18 protein-coding genes are annotated in these 20,040 nt (G+C 68.9%); 10 read left to right on the top strand and 8 right to left on the bottom strand.

The window, feature by feature from the left end; translation table 11 throughout:
- Positions 1–110: 110 nt before the first annotated feature.
- Together LXE91_RS06165 and LXE91_RS06160 are read left to right on the top strand one after the other, a co-directional pair.
- On the top strand, positions 111–1,361 hold the full coding sequence (locus LXE91_RS06165) for a DUF2957 domain-containing protein (RefSeq protein WP_039366843.1): 1,251 nt from the start codon (positions 111–113) through the stop codon (positions 1,359–1,361).
- Between the two features lie 18 nt (positions 1,362–1,379).
- Positions 1,380–2,213 (top strand): OmpW/AlkL family protein, encoded by an 834-nt coding sequence (locus LXE91_RS06160; protein ID WP_039366841.1) that lies wholly within the window; start codon positions 1,380–1,382, stop codon positions 2,211–2,213.
- A 184-nt stretch (positions 2,214–2,397) separates the two neighbouring features.
- Here LXE91_RS06160 and LXE91_RS06155 read toward each other — a convergent pair whose 3' ends face one another.
- Positions 2,398–3,327, bottom strand: coding sequence for a LysR family transcriptional regulator (locus LXE91_RS06155; protein WP_039366838.1), 930 nt, complete (start codon positions 3,325–3,327; stop codon positions 2,398–2,400).
- A gap of 97 nt (positions 3,328–3,424) precedes the next feature.
- Here LXE91_RS06155 and LXE91_RS06150 point away from each other — a divergent pair, with 97 nt between their 5' ends.
- Positions 3,425–4,720 carry an MFS transporter gene (locus LXE91_RS06150; RefSeq protein WP_278068121.1) on the top strand — a complete coding sequence of 432 codons (1,296 nt, stop codon included), beginning with the start codon at positions 3,425–3,427 and terminating at the stop codon, positions 4,718–4,720.
- 87 nt (positions 4,721–4,807) lie between these two features.
- Here the strand turns inward: LXE91_RS06150 and LXE91_RS06145 are convergent, their stop codons facing one another.
- Entirely contained in the window at positions 4,808–5,449 is a 642-nt protein-coding gene (locus LXE91_RS06145) for a LysE family translocator (protein WP_039366835.1), read from the bottom strand.
- A 76-nt stretch (positions 5,450–5,525) separates the two neighbouring features.
- Entirely contained in the window at positions 5,526–6,482 is a 957-nt protein-coding gene (locus LXE91_RS06140) for an NAD(P)-dependent oxidoreductase (RefSeq protein ID WP_223274453.1), read from the bottom strand.
- Positions 6,483–6,491: 9 nt separating this feature from the next.
- Between LXE91_RS06140 and LXE91_RS06135 the strand changes: the two genes are divergently transcribed.
- On the top strand, positions 6,492–7,253 hold the full coding sequence (locus LXE91_RS06135; RefSeq protein WP_039366832.1) for a Mut7-C RNAse domain-containing protein: 762 nt from the start codon (positions 6,492–6,494) through the stop codon (positions 7,251–7,253).
- Between the two features lie 82 nt (positions 7,254–7,335).
- On the opposite strand, the gene LXE91_RS06130 is transcribed toward LXE91_RS06135, so the two are convergent.
- The gene (locus tag LXE91_RS06130; protein ID WP_039366831.1) at positions 7,336–7,566 is read right to left on the bottom strand and encodes a hypothetical protein; all 231 of its coding nucleotides are present in this window, start codon (positions 7,564–7,566) and stop codon (positions 7,336–7,338) included.
- A 358-nt stretch (positions 7,567–7,924) separates the two neighbouring features.
- Between LXE91_RS06130 and LXE91_RS06125 the strand changes: the two genes are divergently transcribed.
- The 4 genes from LXE91_RS06125 to LXE91_RS06110 are packed head-to-tail and all read left to right on the top strand — an operon-like array spanning position 7,925 to position 12,185.
- A complete protein-coding gene (locus tag LXE91_RS06125; RefSeq protein ID WP_039366828.1) occupies positions 7,925–9,130 on the top strand; it encodes an efflux RND transporter periplasmic adaptor subunit in 1,206 nt (401 codons plus the stop codon).
- Positions 9,131–9,135: 5 nt separating this feature from the next.
- Positions 9,136–9,834, top strand: coding sequence for an ABC transporter ATP-binding protein (locus LXE91_RS06120; RefSeq protein ID WP_039366825.1), 699 nt, complete (start codon positions 9,136–9,138; stop codon positions 9,832–9,834).
- A 21-nt stretch (positions 9,835–9,855) separates the two neighbouring features.
- On the top strand, positions 9,856–11,010 hold the full coding sequence (locus tag LXE91_RS06115) for an ABC transporter permease (protein ID WP_039366822.1): 1,155 nt from the start codon (positions 9,856–9,858) through the stop codon (positions 11,008–11,010).
- An 8-nt stretch (positions 11,011–11,018) separates the two neighbouring features.
- The gene (locus tag LXE91_RS06110; RefSeq protein WP_039346754.1) at positions 11,019–12,185 is read left to right on the top strand and encodes an ABC transporter permease; all 1,167 of its coding nucleotides are present in this window, start codon (positions 11,019–11,021) and stop codon (positions 12,183–12,185) included.
- 19 nt (positions 12,186–12,204) lie between these two features.
- Here the strand turns inward: LXE91_RS06110 and LXE91_RS06105 are convergent, their stop codons facing one another.
- On the bottom strand, positions 12,205–13,536 hold the full coding sequence (locus tag LXE91_RS06105; protein ID WP_039346756.1) for a carotenoid oxygenase family protein: 1,332 nt from the start codon (positions 13,534–13,536) through the stop codon (positions 12,205–12,207).
- A 17-nt stretch (positions 13,537–13,553) separates the two neighbouring features.
- Positions 13,554–14,186 (bottom strand): DUF2239 family protein, encoded by a 633-nt coding sequence (locus LXE91_RS06100; RefSeq protein ID WP_039346758.1) that lies wholly within the window; start codon positions 14,184–14,186, stop codon positions 13,554–13,556.
- 311 nt (positions 14,187–14,497) lie between these two features.
- On the opposite strand from LXE91_RS06100, the gene LXE91_RS06095 reads away from it, so the two are divergent.
- Positions 14,498–15,838 carry an MFS transporter gene (locus tag LXE91_RS06095; protein ID WP_039346759.1) on the top strand — a complete coding sequence of 447 codons (1,341 nt, stop codon included), beginning with the start codon at positions 14,498–14,500 and terminating at the stop codon, positions 15,836–15,838.
- Positions 15,839–15,900: 62 nt separating this feature from the next.
- Positions 15,901–17,298 carry an enolase C-terminal domain-like protein gene (locus LXE91_RS06090; protein ID WP_039346852.1) on the top strand — a complete coding sequence of 466 codons (1,398 nt, stop codon included), beginning with the start codon at positions 15,901–15,903 and terminating at the stop codon, positions 17,296–17,298.
- Positions 17,299–17,463: 165 nt separating this feature from the next.
- Here the strand turns inward: LXE91_RS06090 and LXE91_RS06085 are convergent, their stop codons facing one another.
- A complete protein-coding gene (locus LXE91_RS06085) occupies positions 17,464–19,257 on the bottom strand; it encodes a flotillin family protein (RefSeq protein ID WP_226251529.1) in 1,794 nt (597 codons plus the stop codon).
- Positions 19,258–19,347: 90 nt separating this feature from the next.
- Complete coding sequence (locus LXE91_RS06080) at positions 19,348–20,007, bottom strand: OB-fold-containig protein (protein WP_039346762.1); 660 nt, start codon at positions 20,005–20,007, stop codon at positions 19,348–19,350.
- Positions 20,008–20,040 lie beyond the last annotated feature (33 nt).

Below are 20,040 nucleotides of genomic sequence, written 5' to 3'. Positions count from 1 at the left end.
CGCAGGGAAGGCACGAAGGCGCTCGGCACGGCGCAAGCAGGACGAGCACGACCAACAGAAGCGGCCGACAGGGAGCTGGCCGCCGCACAAGACAAATCTGGAGGAGCAACATGAAGCGCAACCTCATTCTGGCGGCGGCCTTTGCCGCCCCCCTTCTTTCCGCTTGCGGCGGCAGCGGCAGCGGCGGCGACAACCCGCCCCCGCTCGTCGAAGACCGGCTTTGCCCCGCCACGCTCGACTACAACACTGTATTCACGGGCGGCGCAGGCAGCGGCGAGCTCGCGAAAGTCCAGCTCGACACGACCAAGATGACCTGGCAGGTCACCTACGTCGAATCGGCCGTCCCGCAAAAGACCGGCACCGTCACGCCGACCCGCGCAGGCACCGTCGACAGCGGCACGCTCACGCAGGAAACGCTGCTGCCGACCAACAAGCTGAACCAGTGCGCGTTCCGGCTGAACGGCGCGAGCCTCGATGCGTCGCGCCCGGCGCGCATCTTCGTCGGCTTCGGCGTGGCGGGCGGCACGATCCCCGGCAAGGAAATCCAGTTCGACGGCGTGCTCGGCCAGGCCGCGGTGCCCGATACGAAGTTCCCGTACTACCCGTTCATCGGCTTCTCGTCGATCGAAACCGACATCACGAAGGTCGCGGGCACGTACAGCCACATCGGCTTCGGCGAAGTGCCGTCGCAGAAGTTCGCGCCCGCGTCGATCGACGCGAAGGTGACGATCAACGCGGACGGCACGTGGACCAAGTGCGATACGACCGGCCAGTTCGCGGGCGGCGCCTGCACGCAGCAGGGCACGAACTTCGCGCAGTCGGCCGACGGCAGCGGCGCGTTCCAGTCGAACAACTACGCGAGCCAGCTGAAGCCGACGCTGTCGGCGACGCCGCAGGGCAAGGGCTTCATGATCGTCGGCAAGCTGCGCAACCAGCTCGTGCCGATCCTCGTGCGCACGGGTGTCGCGAACCCGAACCCGACGCCGGACGCCAACGGCGTGCCGGGCCTCACCGCCGATGACGAATCGAGCATCTCGATCCTCTCGCCACAGACGGCGATCGCGACCGGCTCGCAGAACGGCGAGTACATCGGCGTCGACAGCCAGTTCGATTACCGGACCACCGCGCTGATCGACAAGCAGGCCACGCTGCTCGATCCGTTCAACGCGTCGCAGGCCTCGCTCGCGACCGCGCTCGATCTCGACTACACGCAGAAGGTGCCGGGCACGGTCACGACGATTCACACGGGCTCGGGCAGCACGTCGCCGACCGGCAAGTTCATCTTCACGGGTGGCGTGTTCGGTTTCCTCGACAACGCGGGATCGACGCCGTATTTCACGATCGGCGCATTCGTCCAGTAAGCGGAGGGGAAAGCCGTGATGAAGAAGACCCTTCTCTGCGCGGCGGCCGGCGCCGCCGCCGTGGCGCCGCTCGCGGCGCACGCGCAGAGCGCTGGCAGCAACGTCGTGACGCTGGGCTGGTTCCATATCATGCCGCAGCAGAGCAGCACGCCGATGACGACCAACGTCGCGCCGACGCCGATCAACACGCCGCTGCGGCTGCCGCCGTCGTTCACGTCGCCGGGCACCGGGCTGCACACGAGCGGCGCCGACACCGTGGGCCTGACGGTCAGCCACTTCCTGACCGACCATATCGCGGTCACGTCGGTGGCCGGCGTGCCGCCGGTGTTCAAGGTGTCGGGCCAGGGCACGATCAAGCCGCCCGGCCCGGCCGGCGCGCTCGGCACGCAGAACATCGGGCTGGCCTCGGTCAACCCGATCGTGAAGAGCGTGCGGCAGTGGAGCCCGGCGGCGATCCTGCAGTACTACTTCGGGGCGGCAAACGCGAAGTTCCGGCCGTTCCTCGGCCTCGGCGTGTCGTACAACTGGTTCAGCGACCTGCAGCTCAACACGAACTTCATCAAGCAGACGCAGGACAACCTCGGCGCGGTTCTCGCGGCGGGCGCGGGCAAGCCGGGTACGACCTCGGTGGAGGCGAAGGCGTCGTCGTCATGGCAGCCGGTGTTCAACGCGGGCCTGCAGTACAACATGACCGAGCATTTCGGGCTGATCGCGTCGGTCACGTACATCCCGCTGAAGACGACGTCGACGGTGACGATCAAGGCGGCCGACGGCACGGTGCTCTCGGAGTCGAAATCGGACCTGAAGGCCGATCCGATCATCAGCTACGTCGGGATGACGTACAAGTTCTGAGCGCGGCGACGGACGAGGAAGGGAAGACCGCGACAAAATCGCAGGCAAAAAAAAGCCCGCCTAAGAGGCGGGCTGAATCCATATCAGAGGAGACATGGAGGAGACAGGTGCAACTATAGCGAATCGGTTTCCGCAATGCAACATTTCCGTAGAGAAAATAAGGATTTTCCCTCGAATGCTGCCTCTAGACCGCCTTCGCCGCATCTGACCCCACCCTGTTTTCCCGGTCGAGCACTTCGGCCAGCGCATCGCGCAGCAGCGCGACCGGCCGCACCAGCCGGCCCGGCAGCGCGCCGTGCACGATCCACACGTTGATCCGCGTCTCCAGCCCCACCGTTTCCACCACCCTCAGCGCATCGCGATGGGCGCTGCGCGCCAGCGCGTTCGGCGCGGCGATGCCGATGCCCGCGCCGCGCGCGACGAGCGACAGCTGCAGCTCCGAGCCGAACGCCTCGACCGCGACGTCGAACGGCAGCCCGGCCGCGCCGAGCATGCGGCTCAGCGCCGAACGCATCCCGCAGCCGTCCTGGCTCAGCACCCACGGAAAACCCGACAGCGTGTCGATCGACAGCGGACCGTCCGGCAGCGGATAGTCGCGCGCGGCGACGAGCACCGTCGGCTGCGTGCCGAGCAGCGTCGACGCGAACGTATCGGGCAGTGTCGAACTGGCCGGCACCATCACGGCGGCGACGTCGAGCGTGCCGCGCTCGATGCCCTGCATCAGCGCCGGCGACCAGCCGGCCGTCACCCGCAGCGTGAGACGCGGAAACGCGTCGCGCAGCCGGTCGATCGGCTGCTCGAGCGCCAGCTCGGACAGGAACGGCGGCACGCCGATGCGCAGCTCGCCCGACGGCTCGCTGTCCGGCGCGCCCGCCGCCATCAACTCGTCGACCGCGCCCAGCACGTTACGCGCGAGCGCATAGACGTCGCGCCCGGCGGCCGTCGGCTTCAGCGGCTTGCTTTGCCGTTCGAGCAGCGGCATGCCGAGCAGCGTTTCGAGGTTCTGCACGCGCCGCGTCAGGCCCGGCTGCGTCAGGTGGAGCTTCGCGGCCGCGGCAACCATCGACCCGCTGTCGACCACCGCGACGAATGCCTGGAGATCACGCGTATTCAAAGCAAACTCGCATAATCATGTTAGAGATATTTCAATTGTCGCATAAACATCGGGCACCTACGATGGGGACTCCTTCGACTCACTCGCCAGGCTTCCGATGAACTGCCCTGCCAACCGTTGCCCCGCCGCCGCGCGCCCGCCCGTCAGCGCGCCGGCCGGCCCGCCGCCCGCGCTGAGCGCCGGCATGACGCTGTTCTTCGCCGCGACGGTCGGCGTGATCGTGATGGACCTGTTCGCCGCGCAGCCGCTGACGGGGCCGATCAGCGCCGACCTGCACCTGCCGCCCGGCCCGGCCGGCCTCGTCGCGATGCTGCCGCAGCTCGGCTATGCGGCCGGGCTCGTGCTGCTCGTCCCGCTCGTCGACCTGCTCGAGAACCGCCGCCTGATCGTCGCGACGCTGGCCGCGTGCGCAGCCGCGCTCGCGCTGCCGGCGTTCACGCGGTCGGGCACCGTATTCCTGCTGGCGACGCTCGTGGCCGGCGCCGCGTCGAGCGTGATCCAGATGCTCGTGCCGATGGCCGCGTCGATGGCGCCCGAGGCGCAGCGCGGCCGCGCGGTCGGCAACGTGATGAGCGGGCTGATGCTCGGCATCCTGCTGTCGCGGCCGCTCGCGAGCCTGATCGCGGGGTCAGCCGGCTGGCGCGGGTTCTACGTGCTGGCCGCGCTCGCGAACGCCGCGATCGCCGTGGTGCTCGCGCTGCGCCTGCCGTCGCGCACGCCGTCGATCTCGGCCGGCTACCGCACGCTGCTTGCGTCGATGGGGCGCCTGCTCGCCGATGAGCCGGTGCTGCGCCGGCATGCGCTGTCGGCCGCGCTCGCGATGGCCGCGTTCAGCGCATTCTGGACCTCGGTCGGGCTGCGGCTCGCGCAGCCGCCGTTCGGCCTCGACCTGCACGGCATTGCGCTGTTCGCGTTCGCCGGCGCGAGCGGTGCAATCGTCACGCCACTCGCAGGCCGTGCCGGCGACCACGGCCATGGCCCGGCCGCGCAGCGGATCGCGCACGGCACGATGCTCGTGGCGCTCGTCGTGCTCGGGATCGCGGGCGCCGGCTGGTTCGGCTTCGACGCACGCATGCATCGCGGCCTCGCGCTCGCGCTGCTGGCCGGCGGCGCCGCGCTGCTCGATGCGGGCGTGATCGTCGACCAGACGATCGGCCGCCGCGCAATCAACCTGCTGAACCCGGCCGCGCGCGGCCGCCTGAACGGGCTGTTCGTCGGGCTGTTCTTCATCGGCGGCGCGCTCGGCGCGGTGCTCGCAGGCAGCGCGTGGGCCTCGGGCGGGTGGAGCGCGGTGTGCGGCGTGGGGTTTGCGTTCGCCGGCGCGGCCGCCGTCTTCGGGCTCGCGGCCGGACGCGGCGCCGGCGCAGCGGCATTGACGCGCCCGCGTGCATGAGCGGGCGCGTGACGGAGGCCCGAAAAGCAGAACGCCCCGCCCGCTTGCGAGGGACGGGGCGTTCTGCGTGCCAGCGTCAGTTCGACATCAGTGACGAACCAGCGCCATCATCGCGCCGAAGCCGACGAACAAGCCACCCGTCAGCCGGTTGAAGATCTTCGCCACGCTCTGGCTCTTCAACGTCGCGCCGATGCGCGTGCCGAACGATGCGTAGACGAGATACCAGCTCACCTCGATCACCGCGAACGTGACGACGAGCACGCCGAACTGCGGCAGCGTCGGCTCGGCGGCGTTGATGAACTGCGGCAGCAGCGCGGCCGCGAACAGGATCGCCTTCGGGTTGCTGCCCGCGACCAGGAAGCCGTTGCGGAACAGCGTCCCGCGCGATGCCGGCGCGCCCTGGCGCGACACGGTCTCGACGTCGGCGGCAGGTTGCTCGTCGTCCACGCGTGCGCGCCACGCCTTCACACCGAGGTAGATCAGGTAGGCCGCACCCGCAAAGCGCAACGTGTTGAACATCGCCGGCCAGGCTTCGAGCACCGCGCCGAGACCCGCCGCCGACACCGACAGCATCAGCACCAGCGCGGTGAGGCAGCCGGCCATCGTCCACGTCGAGCGCCGCAGCCCGTGCCGCGCGCCGTGCGTCATCACCAGCAGCATGTTCGGGCCCGGAATCGCCGACACGACGAACACCGTCGCCACGAAAAGCCACCACGTATGCAAGTTCATGCCCGCCTCTGCGTCGATGTAAGGGAAAACGAAACGTCGATTATGCCGGTGCGCCGGACTTCTGTCGCGCGACGGATCAGCGGCCCGCGCGGCGCAGCGCGACTTCGCCGAGCACCGCGAAATCCTGCTCGCCACCGCCGTGCGCCAGCGCGTCGAGCAGGTTGTCGCGCACGACGCTTGCCACCGGCAGCGGCACCGACACGGCGTCGCCGGCTTCCAGCGCCAGGCGAACGTCCTTCAACCCGAGGCGCGCCTTGAAGCGGGCGGGCTCGTAGCGCCGCTCGGCAATCATCGAGCCGTAGCCCTCGTAGACGGGGCCCGGAAACACGCTGCCGGTGATCACGTCGAGGAAATCGCGCATCGCGACGCCGTGCGCGCCGAGCAATGCAGAGGCCTCGCCGAGCGTCTCGATCGCCGACGCGAGCGTGAAGTTCGCGGCGATCTTCGCGACGTTCGCGTGCTGCGGCAGCGAACCGAACCGCCAGGTCTTCTGGCCGATCGCGTCGAACAGCGGCTGCACGCGGTCGATCGCCTCGGCCGGGCCACCCGCCATGATCGTGAGGCGCGCGGCGGCTGCCACGTCCGGCCGGCCCATCACCGGCGCGGCGACATAATGGATGCCGCGCGATGCATGCGCGTGCGCGAGCGATTCGGCCAGCGCGACCGACACCGTCGCCATGTTGACGTGGATCAGGCCGCGCGGCGCCTGGGCGAGCAGTGCGTCGTCGAAGATCGCGCGTGCCGCGGCGTCGTCGGCCAGCATCGAAAACACCGCGTCGCCGCGAAACGCGTCGGCCGGCGTGTCGACGATCTGCGCGCCGACGGCCGCGAGCGGCTCGGCGCGCTCGCGCGACCGGTTCCAGACCCGCACCGTGTGCCCGGCCTTCAGCAGGTTCGTCGCGATTGCCTGCCCCATTTCACCCAGCCCGATAAATCCGAGATCCATTTTCCGCTCCTTCGCTCCGTGAAGCGGGGAGTTAAACACAGATGCGTGGCGCCTGCAGGGCACGCGGCCGGCCAAGCACGGTGCCATACTGCCCGCATGGCGACCGCGACCTTCCGCTTCCACGACGAACTGAACGCCTTTCTCCCGCGCGCGCAGCGCGACCGCGCGTTCGGGCACGCATGTGCGCGCGACGCGACGGTGAAGCACGCGATCGAGGCGCTCGGCGTCCCGCACACCGAAATCGGCCGGCTGTGCGTGAACGACGCGCCGGCCGCGCTCGACCGGCCGCTCGACGACGGCGACCGGGTCGAAGCCTTTCCGGAGCGCGCGCAGTCGGCCACCGTGAACGGAGCCACCGCGCCGCCACCGGCGCAATGGTGCTTCGTCGCCGACGCGCATCTCGGCGGCCTCGCGCAACTGCTGCGCCTCGCAGGCTTCGACACCTGCTACGACAACCATTACCGCGACGACGAGCTCGCGGCGCTCGCCGCGCGAGAGGGCCGGATCGTGCTGACCCGCGACCGCGAGCTGCTCAAGCGGCGCGCGGTCGCGCGCGGCTGCTACCTGCACGCGGTGCAGCCGGCCGACCAGCTGCGCGAACTGTTCGAGCGGCTCGACCTCGCGCCGCACATGCGGCCGTTCCGGCTGTGCCTGCGCTGCAATGCGCCGCTGCATCCGCTCGACGCGGCCGCCGCCGCGCCGCGCGTGCCGGCCGGCGTCCGGCAACGGCACCTGCGCTTCGCCGCGTGCGACGTGTGCCGGCGCGTGTTCTGGGAAGGCTCGCACTGGCGGCGCATGCGCACGGTGGTCGACGCGATGCGCGCGCCGCCGCCGGCCGGTGAACAACACGAGGCCTGAAAAAAACAAAACCCCGCATGCCTGAACATGCGGGGTCTCGCGACTGGCGGCCGGCGGTGCCGGCCCCGGCGCAACGCGCTTCTTAGTTCTGCGCGCCTGCGTCGTTCGTGCCGGCGGCCGATGCGGCTGCGGCCTTCGCCTGGCCTTTCTTCGAGCCGTGGTGCTTCAGCTGGTGCTTCGGCTTGCTGTGATCCTTCTTGGCCGGTGCAGCGGCCGACGTGTCGGCTGCCGGTGCCGACGCATCCTGTGCGAATGCCGAAACCGATGCGAGCGCGAATGCTGCGGCGATGATCGAAGCGAGCGTCTTCTTCATTGTTCTTCCTTTAGCGGAGAAAAAATCAAACGTACCGGTAAGTAAAGATGCGAGGCATTCGCATCGGAGCCCCAGGCCGCGAGGCCGGCATTTGCCGTGCCGTCGCGACAAAACCTGACGCACTGGTTCCATAACGCACCGTGTTTGCGGAAAGTTGACACGTTGCTTGCGCCCCTCGGGTTTCCCCGGGGGCGCACCCGTATCCCGGGTCGGCGACCGTCCGGCGGCGGCCGCGGCGGCGCTGCAAACCGGCTCGCGAACCGTCGGGGCGACGCTTATACTGGCGTCCATCCGTCCCTTTCCCCGGAAACCGGGTCGCGGCCGGTCGTCAGACCGCCGCCGTCTCGAGGCGCTCAAATTGCCCGATCACAACCTGGACAAACTGAAAATCGACCGGCGTCCGCTCGCACCGGCGCCGCGCCGGCGCCGCTGGGTGCGCTATACGGTCGCCGCCGCGCTCGCCGTCATCGCGATCGGCGCCGGCCTCGCGCTCACCGGCCGGCCGACCGTCGACACCACGTCCGTCACGTCCGCCTACCCGTACCAGAACGACACGCAGCTCAATGCGACCGGCTACGTCGTGCCGCAGCGCAAGGCCGCGGTCGCGTCGAAGGGCCAGGGGCGCGTCGAGTGGCTCGGCGTGCTGGAAGGCACGCGCGTGAAGCAGGACGAGATCATCGCGCGGCTCGAAAGCAACGACGTGCAAGCGTCGCTCGCGCAGGCACGCGCGCAGGTGCAGGTGTCCCGTGCGAACCTCGGTGTCGCACAGGCCGAGCTGAAGGACGCCGAGATCGCGCTGCGCCGCACCGCCGCGCTCGCGCCGAAAGGCGCGGTGCCGGCCGCGCAGCTCGACACCGACACGGCCCGCGTGAACAAGGCGCGCGCGACGCTCAACAGCGACCAGGCCGCGATCGTATCGGCCGAGGCGAACGCGCAGGCCGCGCAGGTGGCGGTCGACCAGACGGTGATCCGCGCGCCATTCGACGGCATCGTGCTCGCCAAGCACGCGAACGTCGGCGACAACATCACGCCGTTCTCGTCCGCGTCGGACAGCAAGGGCGCGGTCGTGACGATCGCCGACATGAAGACGCTCGAGGTCGAGGCCGACGTCGCCGAATCGAACATCGCGAAGATCCGCGCCGAGCAGCCGTGCGAGATCCAGCTCGACGCGCTGCCCGACATGCGCTTCGCCGGCCGCGTGTCGCGCATCGTGCCGACCGTCGACCGCTCGAAGGCCACCGTGCTCGTGAAGGTGCGCTTCGTCGACCGCGACGAGCGCGTGTTGCCCGACATGAGCGCGAAGATCGCCTTCCTGTCGAAGCCGGCGACCGCGCAGGACCGGCAGCCGGTGACGGCCGTGCAGGCGAGCGCCGTGGTCGAACGCGATGGCCGGCCGGCGGTGTTCGTCGTGAAGGACGACGTCGTGCATGCGGTGGCCGTGACGAAGGGCGTGCGAATCGGCGAGCTCGTCGCGGTGCGCGGCGTGACACCCGGCGACACGGTCGTGCTCGCGCCGGGCGCGAAGCTGAAGGACGGCGCGAAAGTGACCGTCGCGAAGAAGTAGCGCGCGTGAACGACGCCCGGCCACCCCTCGTCGAGCTCAGCCACGTCGCGAAGTCGTACCGGCGCGGCAACCAGATCGTGCCGGTGCTGACCGACATCACGCTCGACATCGGCGAAGGTGACTTCGTCGCGCTGATGGGGCCGTCGGGCTCCGGCAAGAGCACGCTGCTGAACCTGGTGGCCGGCATCGACCGGCCCGACAGCGGCGAGCTGCGCGTGGGCGGCCTCGACATCTCCCGGCTCGCCGAGGCGCAACTGGCCGAATGGCGCGCGGCGAACGTCGGCTTCATCTTCCAGTTCTACAACCTGATGCCCGTGCTCACCGCGTTCGAGAACGTCGAGCTGCCGCTGATGCTCACGCACCTGTCGCGCCGCGAGCGGCGCGAGCGCGTCGAACTCGTGCTCGACATGGTGAACCTCGGCGACCGGACGAGCCATTACCCGTCGGAACTGTCGGGCGGCCAGCAGCAGCGCGTCGCGATCGCGCGCGCGCTGATCACCGATCCCGTGCTGATCGTCGCCGACGAGCCGACCGGCGACCTCGACCGCGCATCGGCCACCGACGTGCTCGCGATGCTGCAGCGGATGAACGCCGAGCTCGGCAAGACGATCATCATGGTGACGCACGACGCGCACGCGGCCGGCGCCGCACGCTCGCTCGTCCATCTGGAAAAAGGGGAGCTGATCGATGGGCACGCCGGCTGACCGGCTGCGGGAGCGCGCGCGATGTACGTGCTGAAGCTGATCGCGCGCAATGCGCTGCGGCACCGGCTGCGCACGCTGCTGACCGTGCTCGGGCTCACGATCGCCGTGCTCGCGTTCGGGCTGCTGCACACCGTGGTCGACGCGTGGTACGCAGGCGCGGCCGCCGCATCCAGCGGGCGGCTCGTCACGCGCAACGCGATCTCGCTCGTGTTTCCGCTGCCCGTCAACTACGAGAACCGGATCCGCGGCGTCGAAGGCGTGACGGCCGTGGTCCGGTCGAACTGGTTCGGCGGCATCTATCGCGACCCGAAGAACTTCTTCGCGAGCTTCGCCGTATCGGACAACTATCTCGACCTGTACCCGGAATTCATCATCCCGGCGCAGCAGCGCGCCGACTACGATCGCGACCGCCGCGGCTGCCTCGTCGGCCGCCAGCTCGCGACGCAATTCGGCTTCAGGATCGGCGACGTGATCCCGCTGAAGGGCACGATCTACCCGGGCACGTGGGATTTCGTCGTGCGCGGCATCCTGGACGGCCGTGACGACTCGACGATCACGCGGCAGCTGGTGTTTCACTGGGAATACCTGAACGAGACGGTGCGCCAGCGCACGCCGAAGCAGGCCGACCAGGTCGGCGTATTCGTGCTCGGCGTCGCGAACCCCGACGACGGCGCGTCGATCGCGCGCAACGTCGACGCAGTGTTCAAGAACTCGCTCGCCGAGACGCTGACCGAGACCGAGCAGGCGTTCCAGCTCGGCTTCGTCGCGATGTCGAACCAGATCATCGCGGCGATCCGCGTCGTGTCGTACGTGGTGATCCTGATCATCATGGCCGTGATGGCCAACGCGATGGCGATGAGCGCGCGCGAGCGCACGGCCGAATACGCGACGCTGAAGGCGCTCGGCTTCGGCCCCGGCTTCCTCGCGCTGATCGTGTTCGGCGAATCGGTCGTGATCGCGGTGGCCGGCGGCGGGCTCGGGATCCTCGCGACGCCGCCCGCCGCGAGCCTGTTCAAGCAGGCGGCCGGCGGCATCTTCCCGGTGTTCAAGGTGTCGACCGAAACGGTCGTGCTGCAGGCCGTGTGCTCGGTCGCGGTCGGCTTCGCGGCGGCGATCGTGCCGGCGTGGCAGGCGGCGCGCGTGCGCGTGGTCGAAGGCCTCAGGGCAATCGGTTAGGTTGGCGCATGGCGATCCCGCTCAACTACATCGCGCGCAACCTGTGGACCCGGCGGCTCACCACCGCGCTGACCGCCGGCGGGATGGCGCTCGTGATCTTCGTGTTCGCGACCGTGCAAATGCTCGACGCGGGGCTCACGAAGACGCTCGTGTCGACCGGCGAACCCGACAACGCGGTGGTGATCCGCAAGGGCGCCGAAACCGAGATCCAGAGCTCGATCGACCACCAGCAGGCCAATGCGCTCGAAATGCACCCGGCCGTCGCGCTCGGCCCCGACGGCCGGCCGCTCGTGTCGAAGGAAGCGGTCGTGCTGATCTCGCTGGTGAAGACGTCGACCGGCAAGCCGTCGAACGTCGTGATCCGCGGCGTGTCGCCGTCCGGCCTCGCGCTGCGCCCGCACGTGAAGCTCGTCGCCGGCCGCATGTTCGCGCCCGGCTCGTCGGAAATCATCGTCGGCAGCGCGATCGCGAAAGGGTTCAGCGGCACGCAACTCGGCGACAGCCTGCATTTCGCGCAGCGCGACTGGACCATCGTCGGCATCTTCGACGCGGGCGGCAGCGGCTTCGATTCGGAGATCTGGGGCGACGTCGACCAGCTGATGCAGTCGTTCCGGCGCACCAGCTATTCGTCGATGGTGCTGCGCATCCCGAGCGCCGGCGGCTTCGCGCGCTTCAAGGCCGACATCGACGTCGACCCGCGGCTCACCGACGAGGCGAAACGCGAACAGACCTTCTACGGCGACCAGTCGAAGGCGCTGTCGACGTTCATCAACATCCTCGGCATCACGCTGTCGACGATCTTCTCGATCGCCGCGATGATCGGCGCGATGATCACGATGTATGCGTCGGTCGCGAACCGCGTCGCCGAGATCGGCACGCTGCGCGCGCTCGGCTTCAAGCGCACGAACGTGCTCGCCGCGTTCCTGCTGGAAGCGCTGCTGCTCGGCTTCGTCGGCGGCGTCGCGGGGCTCGCATGCGCGTCGCTGATGCAGTTCGCGTCGTTTTCGACGACCAACTTCCAGACCTTCGCGGACCTGTCGTTCCGCTTCGTGCTGACGCCCGCGATCGTCGTGAAGACGCTGCTGTTCTCGCTGGTGATGGGGCTCGTCGGCGGCTTCCTGCCGGCGATGCGCGCCGCGCGGCTGAAGATCGTCGACGCGCTGCGCGCGCAGTGACGCGCGCCGCCGCTCACGTTCAACGTTCGCGCGGCACCCACGCGCCGTGGAATCCGGCCGGCACGCGGCGCGGCAGGTGCACGGTGGCGACCGGCCCCGCGTCGATCGCGCGCGCATCGAGGATCACGACGTCGCTCGTATCGGTCGCCGCGCGGTAGACCATCACCAGCAGCCAGCCGTCGTCCTCGTCCGCACCGCCCGGGCGCGGCACGAACACCGGCTCGCTGTTCTGGTCGCCGGGCGGCACCGCGTAGCGCGTCGTCGTGCCGCTCGCGTGATCGAAACGCATCACGCCGCGCATTTCCACCGGGTTCGGCTGCTCCACCGCATACAGGTAGCGGTAGCGGCGCCCCGTCCGGCTTTCGTTGATGCGCGGCATCTCGATGCCGCCGTCGGCGAGCGGCCCTTCGTCGATCAGCCCGTTCGCCGTATCGATCACATAGCGCCACAGCTCGCCGACCGGGTTGTCGGCGAAGCGGCCCGTGCCCGCGTCGAGCCGCAGGTACGACGGATAGCGCACCGCATCGAGCACGATGCACGACGCGTCGCAGTCATATGCGTTCACGACGTGCAGGATGAAGCACGGCTCGACGTCGAACCACCGCACCGTGCCGCCGTGGCGCGGGAGCACGCCGATGCGCGCGGGCCGGTCGTCGTGCCAGCGCAGCGGCATCCGGTGGCCCTGCTTCAGCAGCGAGAAGTCGTAGCCGACGTTCAGGTCGAGCAGCAGGCTGCGGGTTTCGGTGATCGCGAGGTCGTGCATCATCGACGGCGCATTCAGGTCGATCTCGAGATCGACGCGCTGCACGCCCTGCGCGTCGGCCACACCGTAGCGCAGCCACGGCGCGCGCCAGTCCGCGCGGAACGCGATCAGCTCGCCGGTCACCGGATCGACCTTCGGATGCGCGGTCATCCCGCCGCCGAGGCCCGCGTGCCGTGCGGGCACGCCGAGCGAATCGAGCGCGGCCGTGATCGCGAACGGTGCGCCGCCCTCCGACAGCGCGAGCAACTCGCCGGCATGCTGCAGCACGCTCACGTTCGGATTGGTATCGGGCAGTTGCCGCGCCTCACCGGGCGCATGCACGGCCGCCCAGCGCTGCGTGCGCGCCCAGCGGTTCCGGTAGCCGGTCGCGCGGCCGCCTTCGAACGCGATCGCATGCAGCATCGCGGCTTCCGGCCACCACGACAGCACGTCGCTCCCTTCGAAACGGCCGCCCGGCGGATTCGGGCCGTTGCGCAGCAACGTGCCGGCGAGTTCGTGCGGGATCGCGCCGCTCACGCGCAGGTCGACGAGATCGACCTCGTCGGCAACCGGCGCGAGCGCGCCGCGGTTCAGATCGAATGCGGTCATGGCGTCCGTTGCTCCGGTCAGCAGTCTTCGGTGGACGGCGGCAGCTCGCCGCGCGCCAGCGCAAGCGCATGGTCGCGCACGTCGTCCGGCCAGCCGGCGATCAGCTCGGCGACGCGTGTCAGGTCGTTCGCATACAGCGCGCGCACGGCCTCCTCGAAACCGGGCAGGTCGCCCGCCATCGCCGACATGAAGTGATACGCGCGCGCCTGCGCGTCGCGTCGCCGGTCGGCTTCCGCGTGGGTGCGCCGTGCGTCCTCGACGAGCTTGCGCAACGCGACCGACGCGCCGCCGGGCTGCGTGGCCAGCCATTCCCAGTGACGCGGCAGCAGCGTGACCTCGCGCGACACGACGCCGAGCTTCGGCCGGCCGCGGCCGCGCTGCTCGCCCGCGCCGGCGCCTGCCGGCTCGTCGGAACTGCCGGATGCGTCGCCCGACGGCGCCGCATAGCGTGCGCGGATGTCGGCCGCCGTGCCGCGCAGGTCGAGGTCGATCGAGCGGCCGGTCGCGTCGTCGAAGATCAGGATCGTGCCGGGCATCGCGTCGCCGGCCGCCTGCCGGACCGCGAGCGCGACCGTCGAGAGCGGGCCCGACGCGAGCCGCCGGTGGCCGTCGAAGGCCGTGTACGAAGGAAGCAATGGGATGGTAGTCATCGTGGTCGCCCGCAGGCTGGAATCGGAATGACGCTATTTTTATCCGGGTATTAATTGGATGTCAATATTATCCGGGTAAAAATATGTTGACGACATCCGCACCGCCTCGGTCCATCGATTCAATTGCTGAATCGATCAAGTCAGCAATTGGCATGAAAGCGCAAATATCGACGTGACAGAATGGCCGGGACGCCCTGCCCGCCCCGGGCGTCCGGTGCCCGGCCTCCGCCGGCGGCATCAATACACAACATGCGCGCAACCGACGCGCCAGCCGCACGACGGCACCTTCCGCCCTTCGGAGGAGACAAGTCATGAATCCGCTTCAAGCGCTGCCGGCGTCCGCATCGGCAACGGCCCGGCGCTCCCGCGTGCGCTGGCTGGTGCTGGCCGTCCTGTTCGCGGTCACGACGATCAACTACGCGGATCGCGCGGCGATCGCGATCGCGGGCCCGAGCCTCGCCCGCGCGCTGCACTTGAGCCACGTGCAGATGGGCTTCATCTTTTCCGCGTTCGGCTGGTCGTACGTGATCGCGCAATTGCCGGGCGGCTGGCTGCTCGACCGTTACGGATCGCGCATCGTCTATGCGTTCAGCATCTTCTTCTGGTCGCTGTTCACGCTGCTGCAAGGCGGGATCGGCTTCTTCGGCGGCGCGGCCGCGTTCGCGCTGCTGTTCGGGCTGCGCTTCCTGGTCGGCGCGGCCGAGGCGCCGTCGTTCCCGGCCAACAGCCGGATCGTGTCCGCGTGGTTCCCTGCGCCCGAGCGCGGCACCGCGTCGGCGATCTTCAACGCCGCGCAGTACGCGGCGACCGTCGTGTTCGCGCCGCTGATGGGCTGGCTCGTGCACGCGTTCGGCTGGCAATCGGTGTTCGCGGTGATGGGCGTGCTCGGCTTCGCGTTCGTGCTGGTGTGGAACCGCACGATGTACGACCCGAAGGACCACCCGAGCATCAACCGCGCGGAACTCGACTACCTCGCCGAAGGCGGCGCGCTCGTCAACATCGACCAGGCGACCGGCGAACGCGACGGCGGCCCGTCGATGCGCCACGTGAAGGCGCTGCTGAAGAGCCGGATGCTGGTCGGCGTGTATGTCGCGCAGTACTGCATCAACGCGCTCACCTATTTCTTCATCACGTGGTTTCCCGTCTATCTCGTGCAGGCGCGCGGGATGTCGATCCTCAACGCGGGGCTCGTCGCGTCGATCCCGGCCGTGTGCGGCTTCCTCGGCGGGATTCTCGGCGGCGTCGTGTCCGACGGGCTGCTCAGGCAGGGTCGCTCTCTGTCGGTCGCGCGCAAGGTGCCGATCGTGTTCGGCATGCTGCTGTCGATGTCGATGATCGTCTGCAACTACACCGATTCTCACGTGCTCGTCGTGCTGTTCATGGCGCTGTCGTTCTTCGGCAAGGGGCTCGGCGCGCTCGGCTGGGCCGTCAACGCCGACACCGCGCCGCGCCAGATCGCGGGCTTGAGCGGCGCGCTGCTCAACACGTGCGGCAACCTCTCCAGCATCACGACGCCGATCGCGATCGGCTATATCGTCGACCGCAGCGGCTCGTTCAACGGCGCGCTGGTCTATGTCGTCGCGCACGCGCTCGTCGCCGTGATCTGCTACCTGTTCGTCGTCGGCGAGATCCGCCGCGTCGAGCTTCAATGAACCGCGCGGGCCGCGCCGGCGCGGCCGGCGGCCCGTGCACCACCGGAACCAGGAGCGAACCGATGTCCGAATCCCGCCGTGCCGGCACCCCGCACGTCACGCGCATGCAGGTGATTCCCGTCGCCGGCCGCGACAGCATGCTGCTCAACCTGTGCGGCGCGCACGCGCCGTACTTCACGCGCAACCTCGTGATCCTCGACGACAGCAGTGGACACACGGGCGTCGGCGAAGTGCCGGGCGGCGAAGGCATCCGCCACGCGCTCGAACGCATGACGGATCTCGTGGTCGGTCAGTCGATCGGACGCTATCAGGCGACGCTCAACGCGGTGCGCGCGGCGCTGTCCGGCGCGGGCCCGGGTGCGGGCCGCACGATCCGGCACGAGGTGACGTCGGCGGGCGAAGCCGCGGTGCTGCGCCAGCCGCACGAGATCAACCTGCGGCTCGACAACGTGATCACCGCGATCGAGGCCGCGCTGCTCGACCTGCTCGGCCAGCATCTCGACGTGCCGGTCGCGGCGCTGCTTGGTGAAGGCCAGCAGCGCGACGCGGTGCCGATGCTCGCTTATCTGTTCTACCTCGGCGACCGGCGCCGCACCGATCTGCCGTACCGCGACGAGACGCACGCGTCGGACGCCTGGTTCCGGCTGCGCAACGAGGAAGCGCTCACGCCGGCCGCGATCGCGCGGCAGGCCGAGGCCGCGGTCGAGCGCTACGGCTTCGCCGATTTCAAGCTGAAGGGCGGCGTGATGGCCGGCGCCGACGAGATGGAAGCGATCGCCGCGATCAAGGCGCGCTTCCCCGATGCCCGCGCGACGCTCGACCCGAACGGCGCGTGGTCGCTCGACGAAGCCGTCGCGCTGTGCCGCGGGCAAGGCCACCTGCTCGCGTATGCGGAAGATCCGTGCGGGCCGGAAGGCGGCTATTCGGGCCGCGAGGTGATGGCCGAATTCCGCCGCGCGACGGGCATTCCGACCGCGACCAACATGATCGCGACCGACTGGCGGCAGGTGGATCATGCGGTGCGGCTGCAGGCGGTCGACATCCCGCTCGCCGACCCGCATTTCTGGACGATGCAGGGCTCGGTGCGGCTCGCGCAGCTTTGCCGTGACTGGGGGCTCACGTGGGGCTCGCACTCGAACAACCATTTCGACGTGTCGCTTGCGATGTTCACGCATGCGGCAGCGGCCGCGCCCGGCAAGATCACCGCGATCGACACGCACTGGATCTGGCAGGAAGGCGATGCGCGGCTCACGCGCGAGCCGCTGAAGATCGTCGGCGGCCAAGTGGCCGTGCCGGAGCGGCCGGGCCTCGGGATCGAGCTCGACATGGCGCAGGTCGAGGCCGCGCATGCGTTCTATCGGCAGGTTGGCGGTACAGCGCGCGACGATGCGGTCGCGATGCGCTATCTCGTGCCGGGGTGGACGTACGATCCGAAGCGGCCGAGTGTCGGGCGGGGGTGAGGGAGGTAGCGGGCGGTTGATGGCAAAACAGGCCCGATCGCTCGATCGGGCCTGTCCGATGCCGACGGGAACGCAAGGCAGGCGTGACGCGGCTTCATCGCGCTGCGCCATCCGCGTCCAACCCGGTGCTACGGGGCACGGACGGCGTGCCTCACACCCCGCGCGTCATGCCACTGCGCCGTCGGCTTTGGGCGATGCACTGCCGACCGGGTGGACGGTGATCGGTGCGGGTGCCGGTGCATAAGCCGATGCGTGTACCGGTGTGTGTGCCTGTGCCGGTGCGTGTGTCGGTGCCGACACCTCCGTCCCGACACCCGGCACGAGCCCTTGCAGCGAACCGCCGGACAACCCGATTTCACCGAGCAGCGAATCGATCAACGGCGCATGTGCGCGATAGGACAACGCCGCCGACATCGCTTGCTCGGCCAGGTTGCTACCGTTCGCAGCAGGCGCGACGCCGTCCGCGGCGCTACCGCCACGGTTGAGCCCGTCGACCTGGATAATCTTGATGCCGTCGATTGCCTTCATCGGCTCGACCGTCTGCTGGATCACGGCAGGCAGTGCCTGCAGCAACGCCAGCTTGAACTTGAGGCTCGTCTGGTCCGACGACAGCGCATTGATCGCGTCGTTCAGCGCACGCTGCGCTTCCGCTTCGGCGAGCCCCTTCTTGCGCGCAGCCTCGGCCAGCTCGACCATCGCGGCCGCCTGCATCTGGGCCGCATCGCGCTCTGCACGTGCCTGTGTCGTGATATGGACGGCCTGCGTTTCCGCCGCCTGCGCTGCCTCGATCAGCGCGACCTGCTTCGCCCGATCGGCTTCCGCGGTGCGGCGCGTCGTCTCGACCTGCTGCTCGGCCCGCACCGCATCCGCGAGCGACTCGCTCGCGCGCGCCTGCGCCTGGGACTGTGCCTCGGACTTCTCCGCGATCACGATGGCCTTTTCCTGCTCCGCGATTTCAGTCACCTTGGCCTGCTCGATCGCGGCCATCTGCGTGACACGCGTCTGCTCGATCTCCTTCACGCGCACTTCGCGCTCCGCTTCCACCTTGCGGGTGCGCACAGCCTGCTCGCGCTGGATCTCCGATTCCTGGATCTGCCGCTCGGCGCCGATCCGGCTCTGTTCGGCCTCCTGGTGACGCTCGGCCTCGTACGCGGCGATCCGCGCGTTCTGCTCGGCGGTGCGCGTCTTGACCTGCTGCTCCTGCTCGAGCTTCATGAACGCTTCCTGCTGATCGATCTCGAGCTTGCGTGACAGCGCGTCGCGGTTCTTCTCGCGCACGGCCACCTCGGTGTCCTGCTCGACCTCGTTGCGCTCCTTGCGGCGGCGCTCGGTTTCCTGCGTGAGCTTGGTCAGGCCTTCGGCGTCGAACGCGTTGTTCGGGTCGAAGTATTGCTTCGACGTCTGGTTGAAGTTGGTCAGCGACACGCTTTCCAACTCCAGCCCGTTCTTCGTCAGGTCCTCCGCGACCGTGTTCTGCACGCCCTGCACGAATTTTTCGCGTGCGTCCTGCAGATCCTGCATCGTCATTTGCGCGGCGGTCGAGCGCAGCGCATCGACGAACTTGTCGTCGACGAGCGCGCGCAGGTTTTCGGGCGCCAGCGTGCGCTGGCCGAGCGTCTGTGCGGCGGTCGACACGCCCTCTTCGGTCGGCGCGACCCGCACGAAGAAGGCAACGACCACGTCGACGCGCATCCGGTCCTTCGTGATCAGGCTGTCGTGCGTCGCGCGGCTCACTTCGAGCTTCAGCGTGTTCATGTTGATCGGGATCACTTCGTGAAACACCGGCAGCACGACCGCGCCGCCGCTCATGATCACCTTCTGCCCGCCCAGCCCGGTGCGGACGAAGGCCCGCTCCGCCGACGCTCGCACGTAAAGACGCGCGAAGATCATGCCGATCACGCAGATACCCACCATCACTGCCAATGCGACAGCGCCCCAGAAAGAGAGTGCATTCATCATGATGTTTGTTCGACTCCTGTGTACGGATGGTGACAGCAAGGTGCGCCAGTCCACGCCGCTCTCAACGGCGGTGGCCTGGTGAAACGGGATTCAGAGCAACTCGGGCCGGGGATTTTCTATGGCGTGGTAACGCGAACCCGAAATACGCGATACAAGCAGGACCGTCGTGCCTTTCGTGAAGGTCCGGCCGGCCTCGTCCGGTTCGACGCGGACGTAGTGCTGCTGGCCGTGCTCGTCGACGAGCCGCGCTTCGGCCGGATTGCCGAACGACGCTTCGCCGGTGACGATCCGTGCGGTGCGGCCGATGAAGTCGGCTTCGGATACCGCCGTGGTTTCAGTCTGCGGAAGAAAGCGCGCGAAGAACTTGCCGGTGTGGCGCACGAACGGCAATGCCGCAAGCACGGCCAGCACGACGGCCAGCCCGGTGGGCATCGTGAAGCCCGCGACGGCCTGCATCGACGTCTGCAACGCGAGCCCGACCACCGAAAAGCCGAGCAGGAAGAGGATCAGCAGGATCAGCAGCGGCACCCGGCCCACGTGCAGCCAGCCGAGAAACTGGCCGACGACGCCGGCATCGGGCCCGCCGTCCGCGTGATCGAGACCGAAATGCAGGACCAGCAGGTTGCCTGCATGCTCGGTCAGGCTGAGCCCCATCAGCATCGACACGCACTCCAGCACGCCGATCACGATCATCAGCCCGATCGCGGCGACGAACGGCGCATTGCCCGGCAGCATCAGTGAAGAAGTCATTGTTGTTTTGCTCTCAGGATCGGGGGCGAATCA

The sequence above is a fragment of the Burkholderia contaminans genome, from assembly GCF_029633825.1.
GTDB classification, from domain to species: Bacteria; Pseudomonadota; Gammaproteobacteria; order Burkholderiales; family Burkholderiaceae; genus Burkholderia; species Burkholderia contaminans.
This window is presented reverse-complemented; position numbering and strand designations above follow the sequence as displayed.